Here is a 19,671-nt window from a genome sequence, read left to right as displayed (position 1 = left end):
TGATGATCCAGATCGGCAGGCAGTGGCACGTCAACCACATCACGGATGACCACCGTGCTGTGGCGCAGTGGTACCGCGACGTGTTCGGTGCGGTCGACGTGTTCACCGACGACTGGTTGGAGGCGGAGAAGCGGTGGGCCTCGATGGTCGCGATAGGGGACCTCGCCGTCGACGTGATGGAGCCGGCCGAGGAGGCCATGAACCTCCCGCTCGGGAAGTTCCTCAGTCGTTTCGGCTCGCACTTCCACGCCGCAGCCTACTTCGTCGACTCGGGTCCGACCGAGATCTTCGACGCCCTCACCGCGCAGGGGGTGCGGTGCTTCGGGCTCGGAGGCGCCGGTCGAACAACGATGGTGGACAAGCCGATGAGTCCGGTCTTCACCCACCCGAGAGACACCGCGGGCCAGCTCGAGTTCATGCCATTCCAGCACGCCAAGCCAGGTCCACTCGGTGTTCCGGGTCGATGGGAGGACCCCCGGTTCCTGCCCGGGTGGTCGGTTGACCCGTGGCGGGTTCATCCGCTGACCATCGAGGGCTGGCGGGTCGGTGTCGTGGTCGAGGACATCGACAAGGCCTCCCGCATCTACCTCGCTCTCGGGGCGACCATGGACGGCGAGGAGAGCACGACGGTCGCAACGCGCCGGCGGCTGCGGCTGGGGACGAACACGACGGTCGAACTCATCGTGCCGGCCGCCGCAGACACGGTGGCAGGTCGTGATCTGGCGTCACACGGCGAGATCATGCACTCCTGCATCTTCGAGTGCCGGGACCTGTCATCGGTCGAGGCGCACCTTTGCGCGCACGGCGTCACAGTCGCCGAGCGTGACAAACGGCGATTGATCACAGACCCACAGACATGCCATGGCGCGGTGTTCGAGTTCGTTGAGCTCGAGGTCCCGGACTAGAAGGGTCGTGATGGATCCCATCGTTGCGCAGCTGCGTCCGCTGTGCCATGTCACCTATCGACTCGCCGACCCCATCGGTGTGTCGTCAGGGCCGGGCGGTGGCCGGACGATCGGGGAGATCACAGAAGCACGCTGGGAGGGGGAGCGCCTGCGGGCCTCGTTGAAGGGGCGAGCGGCGGCCGACTGGGCATTCGTCGAGCCATCGGGCCGAGTCCTCGTGGATGCGCGCGTGACCCTGGAAACCGACGACGGGGCAGTGGTCTACGTCAGCTACACCGGTCGAATGGATGCGGCGACAGCCCAGGTCTACTCCTCGATGTACTTCGAGACCGGGGATGAGCGGTATCAGTGGTTGACCCGCGTCCTCGGCGTGGCGAAGGGCAGATACCTCGGTGAGTCCCTGCACTATGAGGTCTTCGAGGTCGTCTGACGCCCAGGGCAGGTTGGCGGTGGTCAGCGCAGGGTCATCTCGACACTGGTGTATCCGCGGACCGTCGCGGTCAACACACGCTCGTGTGCCCCGATCGAGTAGTTGGGGAACTTCCTTGCGACATACTCGAACACCATCTGTGCCTCGCGGCGGGCCAACCACTGGCCCAGGCAGATGTGGATGCCCCAACCGAAATACACGTCGGTCCCGCGGGGTCGATCGAGAATGAACCGGTCAGGGTCGTCGTACCGTCGCTCGTCACGGTTGGCGCTGCCCAACAGGAGCAGCACCCAGTCGCCGGCATCCATGGTCACACCGTGCAACTCGACGGGCCGGGTGAGGGTCCGCGCCACCCAGTGGCTCGGAGTGTCGAAGCGCAGGGCTTCATTGACCGCACTCGGAATCAAGCTGTGGTCGTTGACGATTCGCTGCCATTGATCGGGGTGGTCGTGCATGGCGACGAGACCGTTCGAGATCAGTTTCTGTGTCGTCTCGGAACCCGCCGCGGAGAGCAGGTTGCAGAACATCAGCACTTCGTGAGGCGTGAGGGCACGGTCGTCGCCGATGTCGGGGTCGTGAAAGGTGGCCTGCAGCACGATGCTGATGAGGTCATCACCGGGATCTGTACGCCGGGCCTCGATGAGATCGCCGATGTAGGCGCTGATTCTGCGGTTGGCGGCGATGGCGCTGGGTGGCATCGCGACCTCCCCCTCGTGCCGGGTGAGAAACGCCTCCCACCAGACTCGAAGCTGTTCACGATCGGCAGAGGGAACACCGAGCAGATCACCGATGACATCCGTGGGCACCGAGAAGGCGAATGCCTCCATGGCATCGACCGTGGTGCCCAGCTTGAGCTTGTCGAGGTGGTGATCGACCACCGCCTGCAGCGCTCCCTCCATCGCCTCGACGGCGCGTGGGGTGAAGAATCCCTTCAGCACCCCGCGGATGCGGTCGTGGCGCGGAGGGTCCATGGAGATCACCGAGTACTTGCGGCCGTCGTTGTCCGGATTCTCCGGCGCCGGACCGAGTTTCGATGAGTACGTCTGCCAGTCCCGCAGGGCGCCCGCGACGTCGTCGAAGCGTGACAGCACCCACCAACGCTGCTCCGGATCCCGGTATACGGGCGCTTCCGTGCGCAGCCGGCGGTACACCGGATACGGGTCGTCGAAAATCGCCTTCGAGAAGGGCGAGTAGATCAACTCGCTGGTGGCGGGCATACGCGCACTCTATCACCGCCTGTGAACAACTGAACAGATCATGCTCTGTTGACTACTTGCTTTCCCGACGGTTTCCATCCGGCGGCCTGCGTTCGATCAACTCAAGCAGGTTGCCGTCCGGATCGGTCAGCATCACACCACGATTGCCGCCGTCGAATACCGCGGTGCGGTCACCGAGGAGTCGACCCCCGTACTTGACGATGGTCTCCGTCAGCTCGTCGACATCGTCGACCAGGAACGAGAGGTGGGTGAACCCGCGGGCATTCATGGCCCGCGGTGCTGCGTCTCCCGTCGTGCCGGGATGTTCATAGCCGAGCAGTTCCAGGCGGAAGCCGTCACGTTCCAGGTAGACCAGGTCCAGGACCAGGTCGTCGACGGCCAGCAGGCGAGCGGTGGCCGCGTCCTGGAAGCGCATCGACGCCTGCTTGGTGAACCCGAGTGCGCGGCAGTAGAAGTCCGTGGACCGCTCGATGTCTGCAACACACAGCCCCACGTGGGTGAGCCGGTGCCCCGGCGTCATCGGGACATCTCGTCCAGGTCGAGATTGTGCTCGCCGAGCAGGGGGGCGCGAGTCGGCGGCGTGGCTGGTGACGCGCTGAAGAGATAGGGCGCCCCGGGGTAGGTCACGGTGCGACCGAGTTCGGGATGCTCGACCTGAACGTGCATGCCGCGAGCGACCATGTGTTGGTCGTCGAACGCCTCATGGGGCGGGAGCACTGCGCCGGCCGGGAAGTCCCGCTGCTGACTGGTGAGGAAGAACTCCTTTGCGGGAAGCCTGGACGCGATGAGCCTGATCGCATCTCGGGCGGCGCTCAGGATCGCGGTTGTCTCATCGTCCTCACCGATCACGGCGAGATCCAAGGGTTCCCGGCGTTCGGCACCCATCTGGAGGAAGACCGTCTCCGGAAACTCGTCCACGAGGTCCAGTTCTTTGAGCCACTCGACCAGCCGGGCGAAATCGGACGGCCGGCGCGGCAGTACCCCCGTAGTCGCGAAATAACCATCAGCACAACGAATCTGGACTGGAGAACTGGGGATTGGCACCGCGTGCCGACCCGTCTGACGCAGGCAGGTGGCCTGGTTGGCGAGCCAGTGGTAGGTGGTCTGCTCACATGTCACGTTGCACGCGGCCGTGACGTTGACGTCGACGAGCTGCCCCTGGCCGGTGTGATCCCGATGGGAGAGGGCGACGAGCGTCCCGACGGCACCGTACATCCCGGCGATGTTGACGGACTGGTCGCCGCGGCCCCGTATCGGCGGAATGGTGTGGTCGTCGTAGCCGCAGTTCCACACTGGGCCGCCACCGGAGAGCATGGTGAGATCGGTGACGGGATCGCCGACTCGTGAACTCTTGAGTCCGAAGGGGGTGATCGTCACCCAGATCAGAGCGGAATGCGCCCGGGCCGAGTCGGAGTAGTTGATCGCGGCGCCGGGGATCTCGTCGGAGCCCGCCAACACGACATCAGCGGCTGCGACAAGTTTCCGCAGAGCGTCCAGCTCGGGTTCCGAATCGAGGTCGATGGTGATGCTGCGCTTTCCGGCGTTGCCGGCCCACCACCGCAGGCTTCGGTCAACGTGTGGCTCGTCGTCGACGAACGGGGGGCGGAATCGCTGGCGGGAGCCCGACGGGGGTTCCACGACGATGACGTCGGCGCCGAGCTCAGCCAGTATGCGGCCGGCCACCGGGGTGAACTGGTCGCTGATCTCGATGACACGCAGTCCCGCCAGGGCGCTCAAATCACACCCCGCTGTGCCCAGTCCTTCACCGCATCTTCGCCGTGTCCGAGCAGACCGCCCAGTATCTCCTCGTTGTGCTGCCCCAGTTTCGGAGCGCTCCTCTCGATCACCCAAGGCGTGGCCGAGAAGGTGATGGGCACGCCTTCGACGCGGACCGGTCCGATGTCGGGGTGCGTGACCGTGGGAAACAGTCCCATCCGGGCGAGGTCGGGGTCGGCCTCGATCCGTTCCGCAGGGCTTTTGACCACACTGGCGGGGACACCGGCGTCGATCAGGTCCTCCGCCAGGACTGCGGCGTCGCGTGTGGCGGTGACGGCGGCGATGATCTCATCGAGGTCATCCGCGGCGGCCAACCGCCCATCCAGCGTGGCGAAGCGGTCTGCGGTCAGGGCCGGCGCATCGAGCACCTTCGCCAGCAGGGCGACCTCGCGGTCGTCCCGGCACGTTAACGCGATCCAGCGGTCCTCACCTCGGCAGGGATAGATGCCGTGCGGAGCGAACTCGCCGAAGTCGGACCGATTCCCGTGGGGGGTCGCTGGCCGTCCGTTGACGGTCCAGTCCAGCACCTCCGCCGACAGCATGGACACACCGGCGGGAACCGTCGCCAGGTCGACGTGCTGCCCCTCGCCGGTTCGGTCACGATGGTGCACGGCCGCAAGGACCGCGATCGTCATGTAGAAGGCCGATGCGTGGTCCATGTAGGAGAAGCCCCATCCAGCGGGCTCGGTGTCCGGCAGCCCCGACGTGAAGGTCAGCCCGCTGACCGCCTGGACTATGGGCCCCCACGTCTTGAAATCGCGGTACGGACCGGTGTGGCCGAATCCGCAGTTCGACACGTAGATGATGTCCGGCTTGATCTTCTTCATCTCGTCGTACCCGAAGCCGCGCTTCTCCATGACTCCCGCGGCGAAGTTCTCGCAGACGACGTCGCTCACCGCGATGAGCTCCGACAGCAGCTGGTGGCCCTCGTCGGTCCTGAGATTGACGGTGACGCCGTACTTGCCGACGTTGTGATTGTTGAAGCCCACACCGAGGTCCACGCCCCGGCGCTCGTCGACGTAGGGTCCCACGCCGCGCAGGGCATCCCACAGCCCCCGGGTGACGGGGTCCTCGACGCGGATCACCTGCGCACCGCAGGCGGCCAGAATCTTGGTTGCGCCGGCACCCGCCAGCTGTCCACTCAGATCGCACACCCGAAGGTGTGACAATGCGCCCGTCACGACACCGACAATATCGCAGATGGACAAATTGTGTTCTATTGTTCAAGCGGGGCGGCGGCGCACCGCCCAACCCGGTCGCCGGACCGGACATGTGCGAGCGGAGGAGAAGGAAGTCCATGAGCGGACCGATGTCGGGTGTGCGTGTCCTGGAAGTCGCCCAATGGACGTTCGTTCCTGCGGCGGGGGCGGTGCTCGCCGATTGGGGCGCCGACGTCATCAAGATCGAGCATCCGCAGACCGGTGATTCCCAGCGTGGGTTACGACAGTTGGGCCACATCGCGATAGCGGGTGACCGCAACCCCGTCATGGAACACGCGAATCGGGGCAAACGTTCGGTCGCCCTCGACATGTCCCTGCCGGATGGTCACGAACTGCTGATGGACATCGTCCGGTCCAGTGACGTCTTCCTCACGAACTTTCTCCCGGACGCCCGCGCCAAACTGGGCATCGACGTCGATGACATCCGAGCGGTGAACCCCGACATCATCTACGCCCGCGGAAGCGCCTACGGTCCGCTCGGGCCTGATGCCGGCACCGGCGGATACGACATGACCGCCTTCTGGAGCCGGTCTGCAGGCGCCGCCGGCTCCACTCCGAGTGACCTCGACGGCGTGGTGCCCCAGCCCGGCCCCGCATACGGGGACTCCATCGGCGGAATGACCATCGCGGGGGGAATCGCCGCAGCGCTCTTCGAGCGTGAGCGCACCGGATGCGCTCGAGTCGTGGACATCTCGTTGTTGGGGATCGGTGTGTGGGCCTCCGGGGTGGCCATCAACGCCGCGCTGGTCAGCGGTGAGCCCTGGCAGACCAATCCCGCCGGCGCAAATGTCACACCGAACAATCCGTTGGTCGGGTTCTACCGCACCGCCGATGGCCGTTTCCTCGGACTGTCGATGCTGCAGGGATATCGCTACTTCGCGGAGTTCTGTCGCCGGGTGGGAGTGTCCGAGCTCGCCGCGGACGAACGCTTCGGCAGCCATCAGGCGCTGGCCGCCAACGCACCGGCCGCGATCGAGATTCTGCGCACGGTGATCGCGGGACAACCGCTGGAGCACTGGCGGAAGGCGCTGGACGGCTTCGACGGACAGTGGGCGCCGGTGCAGAACACCGCGGAGGTCGCCGCGGACCCGCAGGTGCGTGCCAACGGCAACATCGTCGAAGTCGAGGATGACGGTCAGGCCTTCGAACTCGTGGCCAGTCCGGTGCTCTACGACGAAACCCCCTTGACGCTGCGGCCGATGCCGGAGTTCGCCGCCCACACAGAGGAGGTCATCCTTGGCCTCGGCGGGGACTGGGATCGGATCATGGCGCTCAAGGAGAGTGGCGCCATCGCCTGATCAGGCACTGAAAATGGCAGCGGTGCAGGACCCCCCGCCGCCGACGGCCTGAACCAATCCGATACGGGGATCGCGCACCTGGCGCGCACCGGCCTCGCCACGAAGTTGTGTCACGACCTCTGCGGCCTGGGCCAGTCCGGTCGCCCCGATGGGATGGCCCCGGGCAATGCAGCCACCGTCGGTGTTGGTGGGCAGGACGCCGTCGCCGCCGAATCCATTCGATTCGGCGAGGCGAACCGCCCCACGGGTGTCCGTGAGCCCCATCGCGATCAGGGCCGTGATCTCCTCGCTGGCGCACATGTCGTGAAGCGAGACCACATCGACGTCTGACGGTTCAACGCCTGCCGCGGCGTAGGCGTTCTTGGCGGTCAGAGTCAGTTGCGATGGGGGACCGACGACCGGGCCGATCAGCGGCCAGGTCTCATCAGCCGGCCAACTCGTCTGATCAGTCGACAGGACCGAGATGGACCGGCGCCGTGGATCGGAGGTCACCACGACCGCAGCGGCGCCGTCCACCGAGGCGTGACACATCATCTTCGTCAACGGATCAGCGACCAAGCGGGCGCCGAGGACGTCATCGACCGACACGGGGTGCGGGCTCTGCCGCGCCGCAAGCGGATTCATCCGTGCCTGGTTGTGGGACTTCGCCGCCACGGCCGCGATGAGTTCCGGGCCGCAGCCTGTGTCATGCAGCAGCCGGGCCGCCTCGATCGCGTAGTGCGTCTGGGGCGGAAAACGGTCCCAGAAGCCGACCGCGGCGGGTACCACGCCGCCGGGTTCCAGTGCCGTCGTCTTCTCGTAGCCGATGGCCATCGCCGTGCGGCATCGTCCCGAGGCGACCGCCAGCACCGCGTGACGCAGCGCCACAAGCCCACCCGCCGAGGCTGATTCGACCGCGGTGACCGGAATCCCCGTGCGGCCCAGACTCAGTGCAACCCGCATGCCGGTCTGGGGCGGCGCCAACGCAGACGCGGTGAACACCTCTCCGACCTCGGCGTAGTCGATATCGGCATCCGACAGAGCCTTCCGCGCCGCCGTGACCCCGAGCTCGGCCAGTGGCGTGTCGGAGTGTCTCCCGAACTCTGTCACGCCGACTCCGGCGATATGCGTGCCCGTCATCGCGGATCCGCTGTGAACAGGTCCACCGGCACGCCGTCGAGGCTCCGGACGACGAGGCGTCCCACGGTTCCCGGCACCGGGCGGTCGCCGTCGACGAGGACCTGCAGTCTGCCCTGCTCGACGTCGACCCACGCCACGCTGTAGCCCTCTGCTCCGAAGTCTGAGAATGGCGACTTCGTGGGAATGAACGTCGAGGACCACACCGTCGCGGTGCGATCATGGTGCGACGTCGGCATGGACGGTCCTCTCATGGTCAGGGTTGGAGCTTCCCAGCGCCGGGGGCGGAGCCAGGGGTATGGGACCCTCGCCCCTGAACCGCCACGGCAGCCCGACGAGGCGTTCGCGGCCCAGATCCGGGTCCGGGTGGTCGATCTCGGGGAAGAACTGACGTTGATTCAGATGGGGATCAGCGATCAGCTCGCCTGCTCCGCGTACCACCGCTGCCTCGATGCCGGCCGCCTGCAGTTTGAACGCGGCGTCCTGCGCGCGGTTGGTGGTGATCAACGCGGCGACGCGGCCTGCGGAAGCGGCTTCGCATTGGTCACCCCGCAGTTCGACGACCACCCACCGGTCGTCGGTGGCGCGATGGAGTTCGCGTCGCACGGGTCCCTGCGCCGTCGGGTGCCCGAACGATGCCGCCGTCAGGTATTCAGAAACCGTCGACGCCACCACTTCGGCCATGGACAGGTCGATGACGGCGCCGGTGGTGCGGTGGGGGCCGAGCGCCCAGGCCGCGATGACGACCGCGCCGATCACGGACGAGAGCGGATCGGCGAGCACTGTTCCCAGCCGGGCCGGGCTGCCGTCAGTGGCCGTGGTGAGTCCGGCCAGCCCTCCGTAGGACTGGACATTGTTGGCGTACACCCGGTATCCGGCCAGCGGTCCATCCGAGCCGAACCCGGAGACGTGCAGGCTCAGCAGTCCCGACTCGGCCAGCTCGGCGGTGTTGACCGCCAGCCGTCGCAGGCGACTCGATCCGACATTCTCGATCAGGACGTCGCTTTCGGCGAGGATCGCGGCGACGTCGTTGCCCGCATGTTCGGAGGCGACGGCCACACTGCGTTTGGAGTGATTGGCCACCGCGAAGTAGGCGCCGCGTTCCGGGCCGGGCACCCCGTCCGCGAACGGTCCACTGCGCCGGTAGATGTCCAGCCGGTCGGGGTCTTCGATTCGGACGACATCGGCGCCCATCGCGCCCAGCAGAGCCCCCACGATCGGCCCGGCCAGCACGTGCGTCAGCTCTGCCACCCGCAGTCCGGCGATGCCTCGGCGCTCTCCTCGGCCGGGGCGTGCGGCGGAGGAGACCAGCCAAGGCGGTCCCAGCACGGTGGCGGGGCGATCGGCCAGCAGTGCCGAGGACAGTGACCCGCGATGGGCGAGCTGGGGCGACATCAAAAGCTCGCCGGGGTGATTCACGGGTGTGGACGGCACGCCATTGGCCTGCAGCAGCGCAGCGCATTCCGCCTTCAGCAGCCCGGAGGTCCATTCGGTGACGCGGGCGTTGATGAGATCCGCGTGCTCGATGCGAGCCGGCCGCTCATCCAGTCCGGCGGACCACTCGGGGTCACCCAGCGCTGCTCGCAGGCCCTTCCACTGATGGTTCTCGACCGCCGTGATCCGGACGAGTCCGTCGCGGCAGGTGAACACACCGGACGGGGCGAGGTACCGGCCGCTGCCTGCGCGCCCCGGGCAGCGGTAGAGGGCATGGGCGCATTCGGGAAGTGCGGCGGTGAAGATCACCGACTCCTGGGCGGAGACCTCGACCTCCACCGCGCCGCCGCCACGATTCCGGCGGTCGAGGCCGTTCAGTGCGGCCAGGGCCGCGACCGCACCGACCGCCTTGGACGCCACATAGCCCGGTGCGGGCACCGGCGTCTGCTGGTCGTCCTCGATGGTCGCCAGCAGGCCGCCCTCGGCCTGTGCGATGACCTCCCCGCCCGGTCTGTGACTGTGCGGACCGTCCGCGCCGAACGGGGAGATGCTGACCAGCACCACACCGTCGACCGGCTCCGCCATCGGATCCGGTCCGTCGGTGAAGACGATGTCGAAATCGGCGTGATTGGGCACCTTTCCCGGGGCGGCTGGTTGCTTCAGCCGGTCCAGGACGAGATCGACTGCGGCGGCCGGGCCCGAGGCGGTGTCGACCACCGGTCCGGCCCGCAGGGGACGAGCCGGCTGCAGCCGGGTGACTTCGGCGCCCAGGAAGGCGAGCAACGCTGCCGCCGCTGAACCGGCGATGCTGTCTCCGGCCTCGAGCACCCGGAGGCCGGCCAGGAACTCCGGGGGCCGTGAGTCGGTGGTCACCCTTCGCAGCTCCTGCCGTCGCAATGGTGTCGGACGAGACAATTGAACAACATTCGTTCGATTGGTGTCCACCTGCGACGCTGGGCTCCGTCATTCACAGATTCACACAAGATGTTCTATTGTTCATGGCATGGCCACCATCGCAGCACTCTCCGAGGCCCGCTTCGACGAAGCCTCGTTCTATCTGGGTGACCCCAACGCCACGTTCGGTCGACTGCGCGAGACCGATCCGGTTCACTGGTACGAGCAGGGCAAGTTCTGGGTGATCACGAAGTACGACGACATCAAGGCGATCTCGGCGCGGCCGGAGAAGTTCACGTCCGAGCGTATCGCCATCATGATGGACCTGATCGCCCACCGCGAGGGCCGCGATCCGCAGAACTACGGCGCCCGGGGCATCCTGTTCATGGACCCGCCCCGGCATCGGGCGCACCGCAAGGCGATTGGCGTGCGCTTCACACCGTCGGCGGTCGCAAAGATCGAGGCCCGTGTGCGGGAGGTGATCGCCTCGATCTTCGACGAGCTGCCCGCGGGGGAGTTCGACTGGATCGAGCGCGTCGCGGAACCGTTCCCGGTGTACGTGTTCGCGCATCTTCTCGGAGTGCCGGAGCAGGACTGGGCGAAGGTTGCGGGGTGGGCCACCACGATTGCCAAGGTCGGCAGTGGTGTCGCCGATGACGGCGATATGGACACGATCTTCGGCGAGGTTGCGCCGTACCTCATGGCATTGGTGGCCGAACGTGCCGCTGCACCCACCGATGATCTGCTGTCGATGCTCTCCCAGGTGCGGATCGACGGCGAGCCCTTCAACGAGGTCGAGGTCTTGACCTATGCGCTGACGCTGCTCGCCGCCGGCAGCGAGACGACGCAGAGTCTGATCGCCGGCATAGCGGCCTGTTTCGACATGCACCCCGACCAGGCGGAACAGGCGTTCGCCGATCCTGAGGTGGGCAACAACGCCGTCGAGGAGGTGCTGCGGTGGTGGACGCCCGTCATGAGCATGGCCCGTCAGGCGGCCGAAGACGTCGAGATCCGCGGAACGCACATCCGGCGCGGGGACGGTCTGCTGTTGGCCTATTCGTCGGCCAACCGCGACGCCGAACACTGGGGCCCGACCGCCGAACAGTTCGACGTCCATCGCCCTGATGCCGCGGGCCACCTCGGTTTCGGTGTCGGCGAGCACTTCTGCATGGGTGCCGCGTTGGCCCGCCGAGAGGCGCGGGTCGTACTTGATGAAGTGATCAAGCGGGCCAAGGGATTGCGAGTCACCGGAGACGCCGTCGCACGTCCCTCGGCGTTGGTGCACACCTTCGACCGCCTTCCGGTCACCCTCGACTATCGGTGACGGTCGCATGAGGAGTGGCGGCAGGGTGGTGTCCCGGGCACGAACGCTGCGACCGGCGCTCGCCGCGGGGGTCTGCGTCGCCGTCGTCTCTCCACTGTCGGTTGTCCTGGGTGCCGCTTATGGCGTCGCCGATGACGAGCTGCCGGCGATCAACGGGACCTTTGTCGCGGCATCGAATGGTGCATACGCGAAGATCAATGACCGGTATTCCGACGTGCCGCCCGTTCGCGCGACGTGGACCATCAGCACCACCTGCACGTCCTTCGTCGACTGCGCAGGTCGCGTGACGAGCGACCAGGGGTGGGCCGCTGACATCTCCACGACCAACGGAATGTGGGTGATCAAGCACGAGATCCCGGCGTGGCAGCCGTGCCCGGACGGCACCGGGGCGCCCGGTCTCCAGACGTTCAAGTTCTACCCGGTCGACGACCAGGGATTTCCCGATCTGACATCGAGAGTCTTTGCAGGAGAGGACATCACCAAGAGTCCGTCCGGCAGCTGCGGGCGGAACCAGTCGCTGGTGATCCGGATGCCGCTGCGGTTGGAGCGGATCGACTGATCCACCCGTGGGCTAACCGGGCGTGAGCAGGTCCTGCCAGGTTCGCGCTGGTCCACCGGCCCCGAGGTCGGTCTGGGTGAGAACCTCGCCCCCCGGAGTCATGAATCGTCCCGAGCCCGGATCGTACTGTGCGATCGCCACCCCCGGTGCACCTGCGGCCGCGGGCGGACCCGGCGGCACCGGGATGCCGGGAGGCAGTGGGGTGCCCTGCACGGGTCCCTGCAGATTTCGTTCACCGTCAACTCGGTCGTCGAGCGGGACTCCTTGGGCGATGAGGTTCGGATCGATCGGATACGGACCGAGCGCATGCTGGCGTTGCGCCAACGGAGTGAACGGGCGCTCGCTGCGACACATCTCCACTGTCGGCGCGCGCTTGCCGGGGACCTCCTGACACGGGTAGTTACGCGCTCCGCGCACCGAGATGGGGGAGTCCTGCGGCAGTTTGCAGTACAGGCCGTCCGGTGTGTCGATGGTCGTGGTGTCGGCTGGGCTGCGCCACGCCGACGGTGGAAGGAAGCCGACGGTGCACGCGGGCGGGTCGCTCATCGCCATCGCGAAGGCGCTCTGCGGAAGTCCGGTCGGATTGTTCTGCTGCAGCGCAAAGGACTGTGTGCTCGCCGTGTACGGAGGCAGCAGGATCAGCAGTTGCCTCAGTGAGTTGTGATACACCACGCCGACCTGGCCGAGGCTGGTCAGATTGGCCAGCAGCACGGGGAGCGTGGGCTTCACCTGATCGAGCAGCCGATGGGCTTCCTGGATCGCTCCCGGTCCGGTCTGCAGGATCGTCCGGATGTCCGGCTCGTCGGAGACGAGTTGATCGGTGACATCGGCCAGGCTGCGCGTCCAGTCCCGAATCGAGCCGATCGTCTCGGCCTGGGCGTCCAGGAGGGGAACGCTGTCCTCGATGAGGGTCGCGGTCTGGTCGGCGGCGGCAAACGCATCGGAGGTGATGGTCTTCGACGAGTCGAGCAGTGAACCCAGGTCATACCCTGAGCCGTTGAAAGCCCGGAAGGACTCTTCGGTCAACAGGTTCAGCCTGTCCTTCGGAATACTTCCGATCAGGGCGCTGACCTGATCGAGCATCGGGCCGACGCGCTGCGGGATCGTCACCCGGTCGGCCGGAATCACGTCTCCGTCGCGCAGATAGGGCGGTGCGGCGGCACGGGGACGCAGGTCGACATACTGTTCACCCACCGCCGAGACACTGCGGACTTCGGCATCCAGATCCGCGGGAATCCTCGGCGAGCGATCGAGCGAAAGCGTCGCCTTGGCACCAGATTCCGTCAACGAGATCGAGGTGACCTGGCCGATCTCGACTCCGCGGTAGGTGACGTTGGAGAACCGGTAGAGTCCACCGCCCGCAGGCAGTTGCAGGGTCACCGTGACTCGGCCGACGCCCAGCAGAGTGGGAATCTGCAGATAGGTCGATGCCATGATCGCCAGACCCACGAGGGACGCCACGCCGAAGACGGCCAGTTGGATCCGCACCAGACGGGTGAGCATCTCAGCCACCCCCGTTGGGGGCCGACGGATCCGCCGGCACGTTCGACTCCGGTGGCACCGGCGCGTCTGAGGGACTGGGCGGGTCGACACCGACGGTCAGCGGATCGTAGGTGTAGGCACGGAAGTCGGGTTCTCCGGGCGCGGGAACCAGGACCGCGCCCTCCTGGCCCCACCTCGTCCCCAGGAACAGTGTGCTCTTCAGGCGGGGGATGGTCAGGTCCATCTGGGCGAAGAGGTTGAGGTAGTCGCCGCGGATGCCCCGATCGATCACGTTCTGTGGGAAGGGGAAGGTGGTGAGGTAGGCCAGGGCCTGATCCAGATCGGGCCCGATGTCCGCCAGTGCCTTGAGGATTGGCTCCAGGTTTCGCAGGTTCGTCACGATGTCGTCTTGAGAACGGCTGATCAGGCTGGTGGCGCTGTCGCTGAAATAGCCGAATTGGCGCAACATCTCGGTGATTCGCGGCCGCTGTGCGATGAGGATGTCCAGGGCGGCGGGGACCTTGTCGAGGGCATCCGAGATGATGTCCCGATCCTCGGCGAACTTCGTGCTGAGGCGATTCAGGCCGTTGATGGCGGAAACGATGTTGTCGCGCTGCGTGTCGAGGGTGCCCATCAGATCTCGCATCTGCCCGAGCAGCTCGCGCGCTTCGTTCTCGCGGCCCGACAGCGCTGCGCCCAGATTGTGGACGATGTCCCCGATCTTGCCGAGACCGCCCGCATTCACCAGCGTCGACAGCGTTGCCAGCGTCTCCTCGGTCGAGGGATACCGGGAGTTCTGGTTCAGCGGCAGGGTGGCACCGGGTTCGAGGTGTCCGTGTGGGGCTTCACCGAGCGGCGGGTCCAACGCGAGGTGCATCGACCCGAGAAGGCTTGTCTGGCCGACGGACGCAACAGCGTTCGCGGGCACAGTGACGCCTGGGCGGACCGACACCTGGACATCGGCATGCCACGCGTCGAAGGTCATCGCGCCGACGCTGCCCACGACGACATTGTCGATCATGACCGGTGAGTTCGGTTCCAGCGTACCCACATTCGCGATCTCGACGTGATAGGTCGCGGCGCCGGGGCCGAAACCGGCGACACCGGGGAGGGTCAGCGAGTTGACGCCCTGAAACGAGCATCCGGTGACCGTCACCGACAGACACATGATCACCGCGAATGCTCGACGCAGCCGGCCGGTCACGATGGTGCCTCTGCGGGCAGGAGCATGTCGTCCAGGTTGGCGCCACCCGGTGCCGGCACCGGGGCGCCCGGATACAGGGCCGGTGATGGCGGTGCCGGAAGGTGGTCGGGCGCTTGCGGTCCCGGTGGGAAGGGTGCGGGCGGCGGTATCGGCGCGGGGTACGGGGAGTCCGGCAGACCGGTGTATGCCGACACCGACGGTGCGATCTCGGGCGGCCCGGGGGAAGCGCCTTCGCCCCCCGGCGCCAGGGCGGGATCGGTGTAGACCAGATTGTGCGGACTGAACGACTTCGACAGGTACGGATTCACGGGGAACGGCAGATAGTTGAAGTTCACTGTCTGCAGGGCCGGCCCGAGGTACTGAGCACAGAGCTTCGAGGTCTCCGGGGATGTCACGTTCTCGACGCCTCCGATGGCGCCGCAGATGAACCCGACGGGGTTGGAGAAGTTGTTCAGCACGAACTGGCCCAGAGGACTGCCGATATCGGGGTTGTAGATGTTGTACGCGTTCGAGAAGGCGTTCGGCGCCGCATGCAGGATGTTCTCGACGGCATTCTGTTGTTCGACGACCGTCTGGGTGATGTTGGACAGCCGCTGAAACTGTTCTGCTGTGGCATCTCTGTTCTTCGCAACGAACCGCTGAACGTCGCCGAGGGCCTGCGCCAGGTTTGAGATGGCGCCGTCGAGATCTGAACGGCTGCCGTCGAGAGCGCGCGTGAGCGTCGCGAGGCGATCGTTGAACGCGACCACCTGAATCTTGCTGTCCCGCAGCGCGCTGATGAAGGTCTGCAGATTCTTGACGATCTGCACGATGTCGCCGCTGCCGTTGGCCAGAATCCTGCCGAGCCCGGACAACTGGTTGAGCGTCTGCCGCAGCCTGTCGCCGTTGCCCTCCATCGCACCTGCCGCGGTGTCGATGAAGGTCGACACCGATGTGGTCGAGACGCCCGTTCGGGGACCGAGTTCGGCGGCCAGCCGCGTCAACTGCTCCTTGACCTCGTCCCACTCCACCGGGACGGCCGTGCGCTCGATCGGTATCGTCGCGTCGTCCGGCAGCGTCGGCCCGTCACCGGGACGGTATGCGGGCGTGAGTTGGACGTAACGGGCGGAGATGAGGTTCTGCGCGACGATCACGGCGGAGGCATCGGCGGGGATGGGCACGTCGCGGTCGATCCTCATGGTCACCTTGACGTGGTCGCCGTCGGGGTCGACGGCCGTTATCGTCCCGATCTTGAGGCCGGCGACGCGGACCTCGTCGCCGGGGTAGATCGCTGTCACCGACCCGAACAGGGCGGTCAGCGTGTGTGGCCGAAAGCAGCTGATCTGGACGAGCACGGCCGTGGCGGCGACCAGGATGGCGACCAGTGCGGTCGCCAGCGCCATCCTTGGATGAATCCTGATGTTGTGCAAACTCATCCCCCTGGGATTCCGTTGAAGGGCAGCGGGAGTTCGGCTCGCGGTCCGGCGTTGTCCGGTGGTTGTCCGGCATCGACGCCGCGACGGAAGCCGAATGCGTAATCGAGGAACGGTTGAATGATCTGCGCCGGGACAAGATTCGGTATGAACGCGTCGTAGTAGTACCCGTTGGACACAATCTCGCCCTGGGTGAGTTGGTACTTCGCCAGGCCGGGCAGCGCTTTGGAGATGTTGTCGCGATTCTTCTCGAGCGTTGCTGAGACTTCGTTCAACCGCTGCAGCGTCGGTGCCAGTTCGGCTTCGTTGTCGGCCACCAGCTGGGAGAGCTCACGTGTCAGTGTCGATGTCCGCGCGAGCAGATCGACGATCGCCTGGCGTCGCTCCGTCAGCACACCGAGGATCTGGTCGGTGCTCAGAATGAGCCTGTTCAGCTGTTGGCTGCGTTCGGCGAGGATCTGGGTGACATCGCCGGTGGCCGAGAACAGTTGCCCCAGATGCTCACCGCGGCTGTTCAGCTGCTGGGACAGTTGGCTCAGGCCGTCGAATGTGGGTCCGATCTGCGGTGCGATCTGGTCGATGACGGACGACAGTGCGTCCAGCGATTGATTCAGGGTCGTGGTGTCGGTCGCGGCGGCGTTCGTGGTGAGATCGCCCACCGCGTCGGGCAGCGAGTAGGGCGACGACGTCCGCTCCACCGGGATGACTGCGGCCGGGGGAAGCGTCCCGGGTCCTGCCGGCACGATCTCCACGAGGCGTTCACCCAGAAGTGACCCGGTGCGGATGTGTGCGGTGGACTCGGATCCAAGTCTGACGGTGCCGTCGACCGTCAGGGTGACGAGCGCGGTGCCGTCGTGAAGGCGCGTCTCCGCCACCGAGCCGACCTTGATCCCCGCGACCGTGACATCGTTGCCGACGGTGAGCCCGCCGGCCTCGGCGAAGATCGCCTGATATCGCACCGAGGTGGCCCATTCCACGATGCGTTCGGAGTTGAGGCCGACAGCGATGATCAGCATGACGAGAATGCAGCCGATCACGCCCGATCGGATGAGAGCTGCTCCGCGGTACTTCAGCATCACGGTTCCTCACAGCGGCCGTTTTCCTGCTTTATCCAGGGAAACACCGCAGTTCGCCCCTGCAGGTCGGTGACGCGCAGTTGAAGGCCGCAGATGTAGTAGTTGAGGAATGCTCCGTAGGAGCCGACACGAATGAGCTTGCGGTAGTTCTCGGGTGCCTTCTGCAGCGCGGCGTCGATGCGGACCTTGCCGTCGTTGAGCAGAGGGGCGAGCCGGTTCAGCTCGTCGACGGTCGCCGACAGGGGCGGCCGTGCGGCAACGAGCAGGTCGGACAACGAGGCGGTGCCTGCGCTCAGTGACGTGATCGCCTCGCCGATGACGTCACGGTCGTCGGCCAAGCCGGTGGCGAGCTGTTCGAATCGATCGATGGCGGCCGACAGCTGGCCGCCGTCGTCGGCCAGGGTCTGCACGACCTCGTTCATCCGGTCGATCAGGTCGGTGATCACCTCACCGTTGCGTGCGAGTGTCGTGGTGAACGACGACGTGCTGGACATCAGTGACTCGATGGTTCCGCCCTGATCCTGCAGGACCAGCAGCAGCGAAGACGTCAGTGCATTGACATCCGCGGGGTCCAGGCCCTGCAGGACGGGCTTCAACCCGCCCAGGAGCCGATCCAGGTCGAGCGCGGACACCGTTCTCTCCGTGGGGATCAGGCCCCCGGCCCTGAGCCGTTCATGCGCACCGGGTGCCTCTGCGAGCTCGAGGTAGCGATCGCCGACGAGGTTGAGGTACTTGACCGTTGCCGTGGTTCCCGTGGTCACGGGTACCGATCGGTCGGCGTCGAAGTCGACCCGCGCGACGTTGTCGGCACCGAGCCGAACGCTGCTGACCGTGCCGACGCGGATTCCGGCGGCGCGGACGGTGTCACCCGCCTTCAACCGGGAGACGTTGACGAACTCCGCCGCATACGGTGTGGTGCTGCCCGCCCGGTGATCGCCGAACACCAGGAACAGCGAGATGGTCAACAGCACCATGACTGTCGCGAAGACCGTCAGTTTCGCCGCTGTCGCCCGCGAGAATCCCGTCATCCCGGTTGTCCGATCTGAGCCGTGTTGCGGGGCGGGCCGTCGAGGGGCCCGAACAGGTGCTGCTTCAGAGCATCCGAGTTCAGCAGGATGCCCTGGTTTCCGTACTGGGCCGGGTTGGAGCCGTTGTCCATCACCACGAACGGGGGCCTGACGCCGGGGGGCACGAGGGGCAGAGACTGAGAAGCGCACTGAGGTCCGCCACGCGCGGCCACCTTCGGCAGGTCATGCGGATACCGGTAACGCTCCACACCCAGCGTGAATCCGATGGACGTCGTCACTCCGGGATCCTGCTGAGGAGCTCCTTGTGCGAAGGGCAGGATGCCCGCAATGCCGCAGTTGATGGCGGGGCTGTATTCGCTGAGGAGGCTGGTGGTGGGAACCAGGAGCTCGAAGAGGTGCGACAGCGCGGTGCCGTGATCGTCGAGCACCTCGGTGCCTGTTCGCGCGAGACCGATGGCACTGATGAGCAGAACGTCCAGATCGCGGTCCTGGTCCACGAGCAGTTGGCTCAGCACTGATCCGTTGTGTGCGATCGAGCTCAGATCCGGCGCGGCGTCGGCGTAGGTGTTGACCACGCCCGGAAGCACCTCCAGGTTGTGACTCAGCGCTGGGAGGCTGGGATTGACGCGCTGCAGGAATGCGTGCAGATTGCTGAGCACCTGACCGAATCGTTCTCCGCGACCATTGAGCGCCTCGGCGAGGGCGCCGAGTGTCTCGTTGAGGTGCGCCGGCTCAATCTCCCGGAGAGTGGTGGTCAGCTGCTCGAACAGCGTGTTGACTTCGACGGTGACGCGCGAGCCCTGCAGCACCTGTCCCGCTCGGATGCGTTCCTCGGAGGGCTCGGAAGGCACCTGGAGCTCAACGTATTTCGCTCCGAACACCGTGATCGACGCGATTCCCACGGCGACGTTCGCCGGAATGTACCGCGTTTGGGCGGGTTCGATCGCCAACTCCAGGGCGGCGGTGCCGTCGGGGCGGGGCGAGATCGAGGCGACCCGCCCGACGACGATGTCGCGAAGCTTGACCTTGGCGCCGACATCCATCACCAGGCCGGCGCGGGGCGAGATGACAGTCACCGGTGTCGATGTTGTGCCCGCCCCCCGGAACAAGGCCACGCTTCCGGCGATGACCGCGGCGATGGCCGTGACCGTCGCCAGACCGGCAAGCGGGCGGACGACGGACTCACGCATGAAGAGTGCGGCACTCGGCGGTGCCGAATTCGGAGTGGCTGGCGCCCCCGCCCAATGTCATTCCGCCTCCCTCGGCTGTGGGCTTCATCGACCCCGACATCACGCT

General features: G+C 66.3%; 18 protein-coding genes. 5 read left to right on the top strand and 13 right to left on the bottom strand.

The genetic code is table 11. The features are described 5' to 3' along the window. Positions 1-2 precede the first annotated feature (2 nt). Positions 3-905, top strand: coding sequence for a VOC family protein (locus A5727_RS09195; protein WP_068248014.1), 903 nt, complete (start codon positions 3-5; stop codon positions 903-905). Between the two features lie 10 nt (positions 906-915). Next, complete coding sequence (locus tag A5727_RS09190; protein WP_068248013.1) at positions 916-1,335, top strand: DUF3237 domain-containing protein; 420 nt, start codon at positions 916-918, stop codon at positions 1,333-1,335. A gap of 23 nt (positions 1,336-1,358) precedes the next feature. Here the strand turns inward: A5727_RS09190 and A5727_RS09185 are convergent, their stop codons facing one another. From A5727_RS09185 to A5727_RS09170, 4 genes are read right to left on the bottom strand one after another with little or no spacing between them, the layout of a single operon-like run. Then, positions 1,359-2,552 carry a cytochrome P450 gene (locus A5727_RS09185; protein WP_068248009.1) on the bottom strand — a complete coding sequence of 398 codons (1,194 nt, stop codon included), beginning with the start codon at positions 2,550-2,552 and terminating at the stop codon, positions 1,359-1,361. A gap of 52 nt (positions 2,553-2,604) precedes the next feature. Beyond that, on the bottom strand, positions 2,605-3,072 hold the full coding sequence (locus A5727_RS09180; protein WP_068248006.1) for a VOC family protein: 468 nt from the start codon (positions 3,070-3,072) through the stop codon (positions 2,605-2,607). Further along, positions 3,069-4,289, bottom strand: coding sequence for a CoA transferase (locus A5727_RS09175; RefSeq protein WP_068248003.1), 1,221 nt, complete (start codon positions 4,287-4,289; stop codon positions 3,069-3,071). Before A5727_RS09175 ends, A5727_RS09180 begins: the two co-directional genes overlap by 4 nt. Continuing rightward, positions 4,286-5,509 (bottom strand): CaiB/BaiF CoA transferase family protein, encoded by a 1,224-nt coding sequence (locus A5727_RS09170; RefSeq protein ID WP_068248000.1) that lies wholly within the window; start codon positions 5,507-5,509, stop codon positions 4,286-4,288. The genes A5727_RS09175 and A5727_RS09170 overlap by 4 nt, the downstream gene beginning before the upstream one ends. Before the next feature lie 116 nt (positions 5,510-5,625). Between A5727_RS09170 and A5727_RS09165 the strand changes: the two genes are divergently transcribed. After that, positions 5,626-6,846 (top strand): CaiB/BaiF CoA transferase family protein, encoded by a 1,221-nt coding sequence (locus A5727_RS09165; protein WP_068247997.1) that lies wholly within the window; start codon positions 5,626-5,628, stop codon positions 6,844-6,846. Here A5727_RS09165 and A5727_RS09160 read toward each other — a convergent pair whose 3' ends face one another. Genes A5727_RS09160 through A5727_RS09150 form a run of 3 tightly spaced genes read right to left on the bottom strand, consistent with a single transcriptional unit; the run spans position 6,847 to position 10,269 of the window. Continuing rightward, complete coding sequence (locus A5727_RS09160; RefSeq protein ID WP_068247994.1) at positions 6,847-7,965, bottom strand: thiolase family protein; 1,119 nt, start codon at positions 7,963-7,965, stop codon at positions 6,847-6,849. Continuing rightward, complete coding sequence (locus A5727_RS09155) at positions 7,962-8,201, bottom strand: hypothetical protein (protein WP_068247989.1); 240 nt, start codon at positions 8,199-8,201, stop codon at positions 7,962-7,964. The genes A5727_RS09160 and A5727_RS09155 overlap by 4 nt, the downstream gene beginning before the upstream one ends. Then, complete coding sequence (locus tag A5727_RS09150) at positions 8,182-10,269, bottom strand: CoA transferase (protein ID WP_068247988.1); 2,088 nt, start codon at positions 10,267-10,269, stop codon at positions 8,182-8,184. The genes A5727_RS09155 and A5727_RS09150 overlap by 20 nt, the downstream gene beginning before the upstream one ends. A 130-nt stretch (positions 10,270-10,399) precedes the next feature. On the opposite strand from A5727_RS09150, the gene A5727_RS09145 reads away from it, so the two are divergent. Further along, on the top strand, positions 10,400-11,614 hold the full coding sequence (locus A5727_RS09145) for a cytochrome P450 (protein ID WP_068247986.1): 1,215 nt from the start codon (positions 10,400-10,402) through the stop codon (positions 11,612-11,614). 28 nt (positions 11,615-11,642) lie between these two features. Beyond that, positions 11,643-12,173 (top strand): Rv2253/PknI dimerization domain-containing protein, encoded by a 531-nt coding sequence (locus A5727_RS09140; RefSeq protein WP_157521299.1) that lies wholly within the window; start codon positions 11,643-11,645, stop codon positions 12,171-12,173. A 12-nt stretch (positions 12,174-12,185) separates the two neighbouring features. Here A5727_RS09140 and A5727_RS09135 read toward each other — a convergent pair whose 3' ends face one another. The 6 genes from A5727_RS09135 to A5727_RS09110 are packed head-to-tail and all read right to left on the bottom strand — an operon-like array spanning position 12,186 to position 19,565. Next, positions 12,186-13,676, bottom strand: a complete 1,491-nt coding sequence (locus tag A5727_RS09135) for an MCE family protein (protein WP_068248108.1) — start codon at positions 13,674-13,676, stop codon at positions 12,186-12,188. Between the two features lies 1 nt (position 13,677). Continuing rightward, complete coding sequence (locus tag A5727_RS09130; protein ID WP_502687668.1) at positions 13,678-14,859, bottom strand: MCE family protein; 1,182 nt, start codon at positions 14,857-14,859, stop codon at positions 13,678-13,680. Beyond that, positions 14,856-16,241: an MCE family protein gene (locus A5727_RS09125; RefSeq protein ID WP_068247983.1), complete on the bottom strand. Its 1,386-nt coding sequence runs from the start codon at positions 16,239-16,241 to the stop codon at positions 14,856-14,858. The genes A5727_RS09130 and A5727_RS09125 overlap by 4 nt, the downstream gene beginning before the upstream one ends. A 29-nt stretch (positions 16,242-16,270) precedes the next feature. Next, positions 16,271-17,347: an MCE family protein gene (locus A5727_RS09120; protein ID WP_068247980.1), complete on the bottom strand. Its 1,077-nt coding sequence runs from the start codon at positions 17,345-17,347 to the stop codon at positions 16,271-16,273. After that, entirely contained in the window at positions 17,347-18,375 is a 1,029-nt protein-coding gene (locus A5727_RS09115) for an MCE family protein (RefSeq protein ID WP_068247977.1), read from the bottom strand. Before A5727_RS09115 ends, A5727_RS09120 begins: the two co-directional genes overlap by 1 nt. Beyond that, the gene (locus A5727_RS09110) at positions 18,372-19,565 is read right to left on the bottom strand and encodes an MCE family protein (RefSeq protein ID WP_068247974.1); all 1,194 of its coding nucleotides are present in this window, start codon (positions 19,563-19,565) and stop codon (positions 18,372-18,374) included. Before A5727_RS09110 ends, A5727_RS09115 begins: the two co-directional genes overlap by 4 nt. Between the last annotated feature and the right edge of the window lie 106 nt (positions 19,566-19,671).

Source organism: Mycobacterium sp. ACS4331 (assembly GCF_001667265.1).
Lineage (GTDB): Bacteria > Actinomycetota > Actinomycetes > Mycobacteriales > Mycobacteriaceae > Mycobacterium.
Note: the sequence above shows the minus strand (reverse complement) of the source record. Positions and strands in the feature narration are given on the sequence as shown.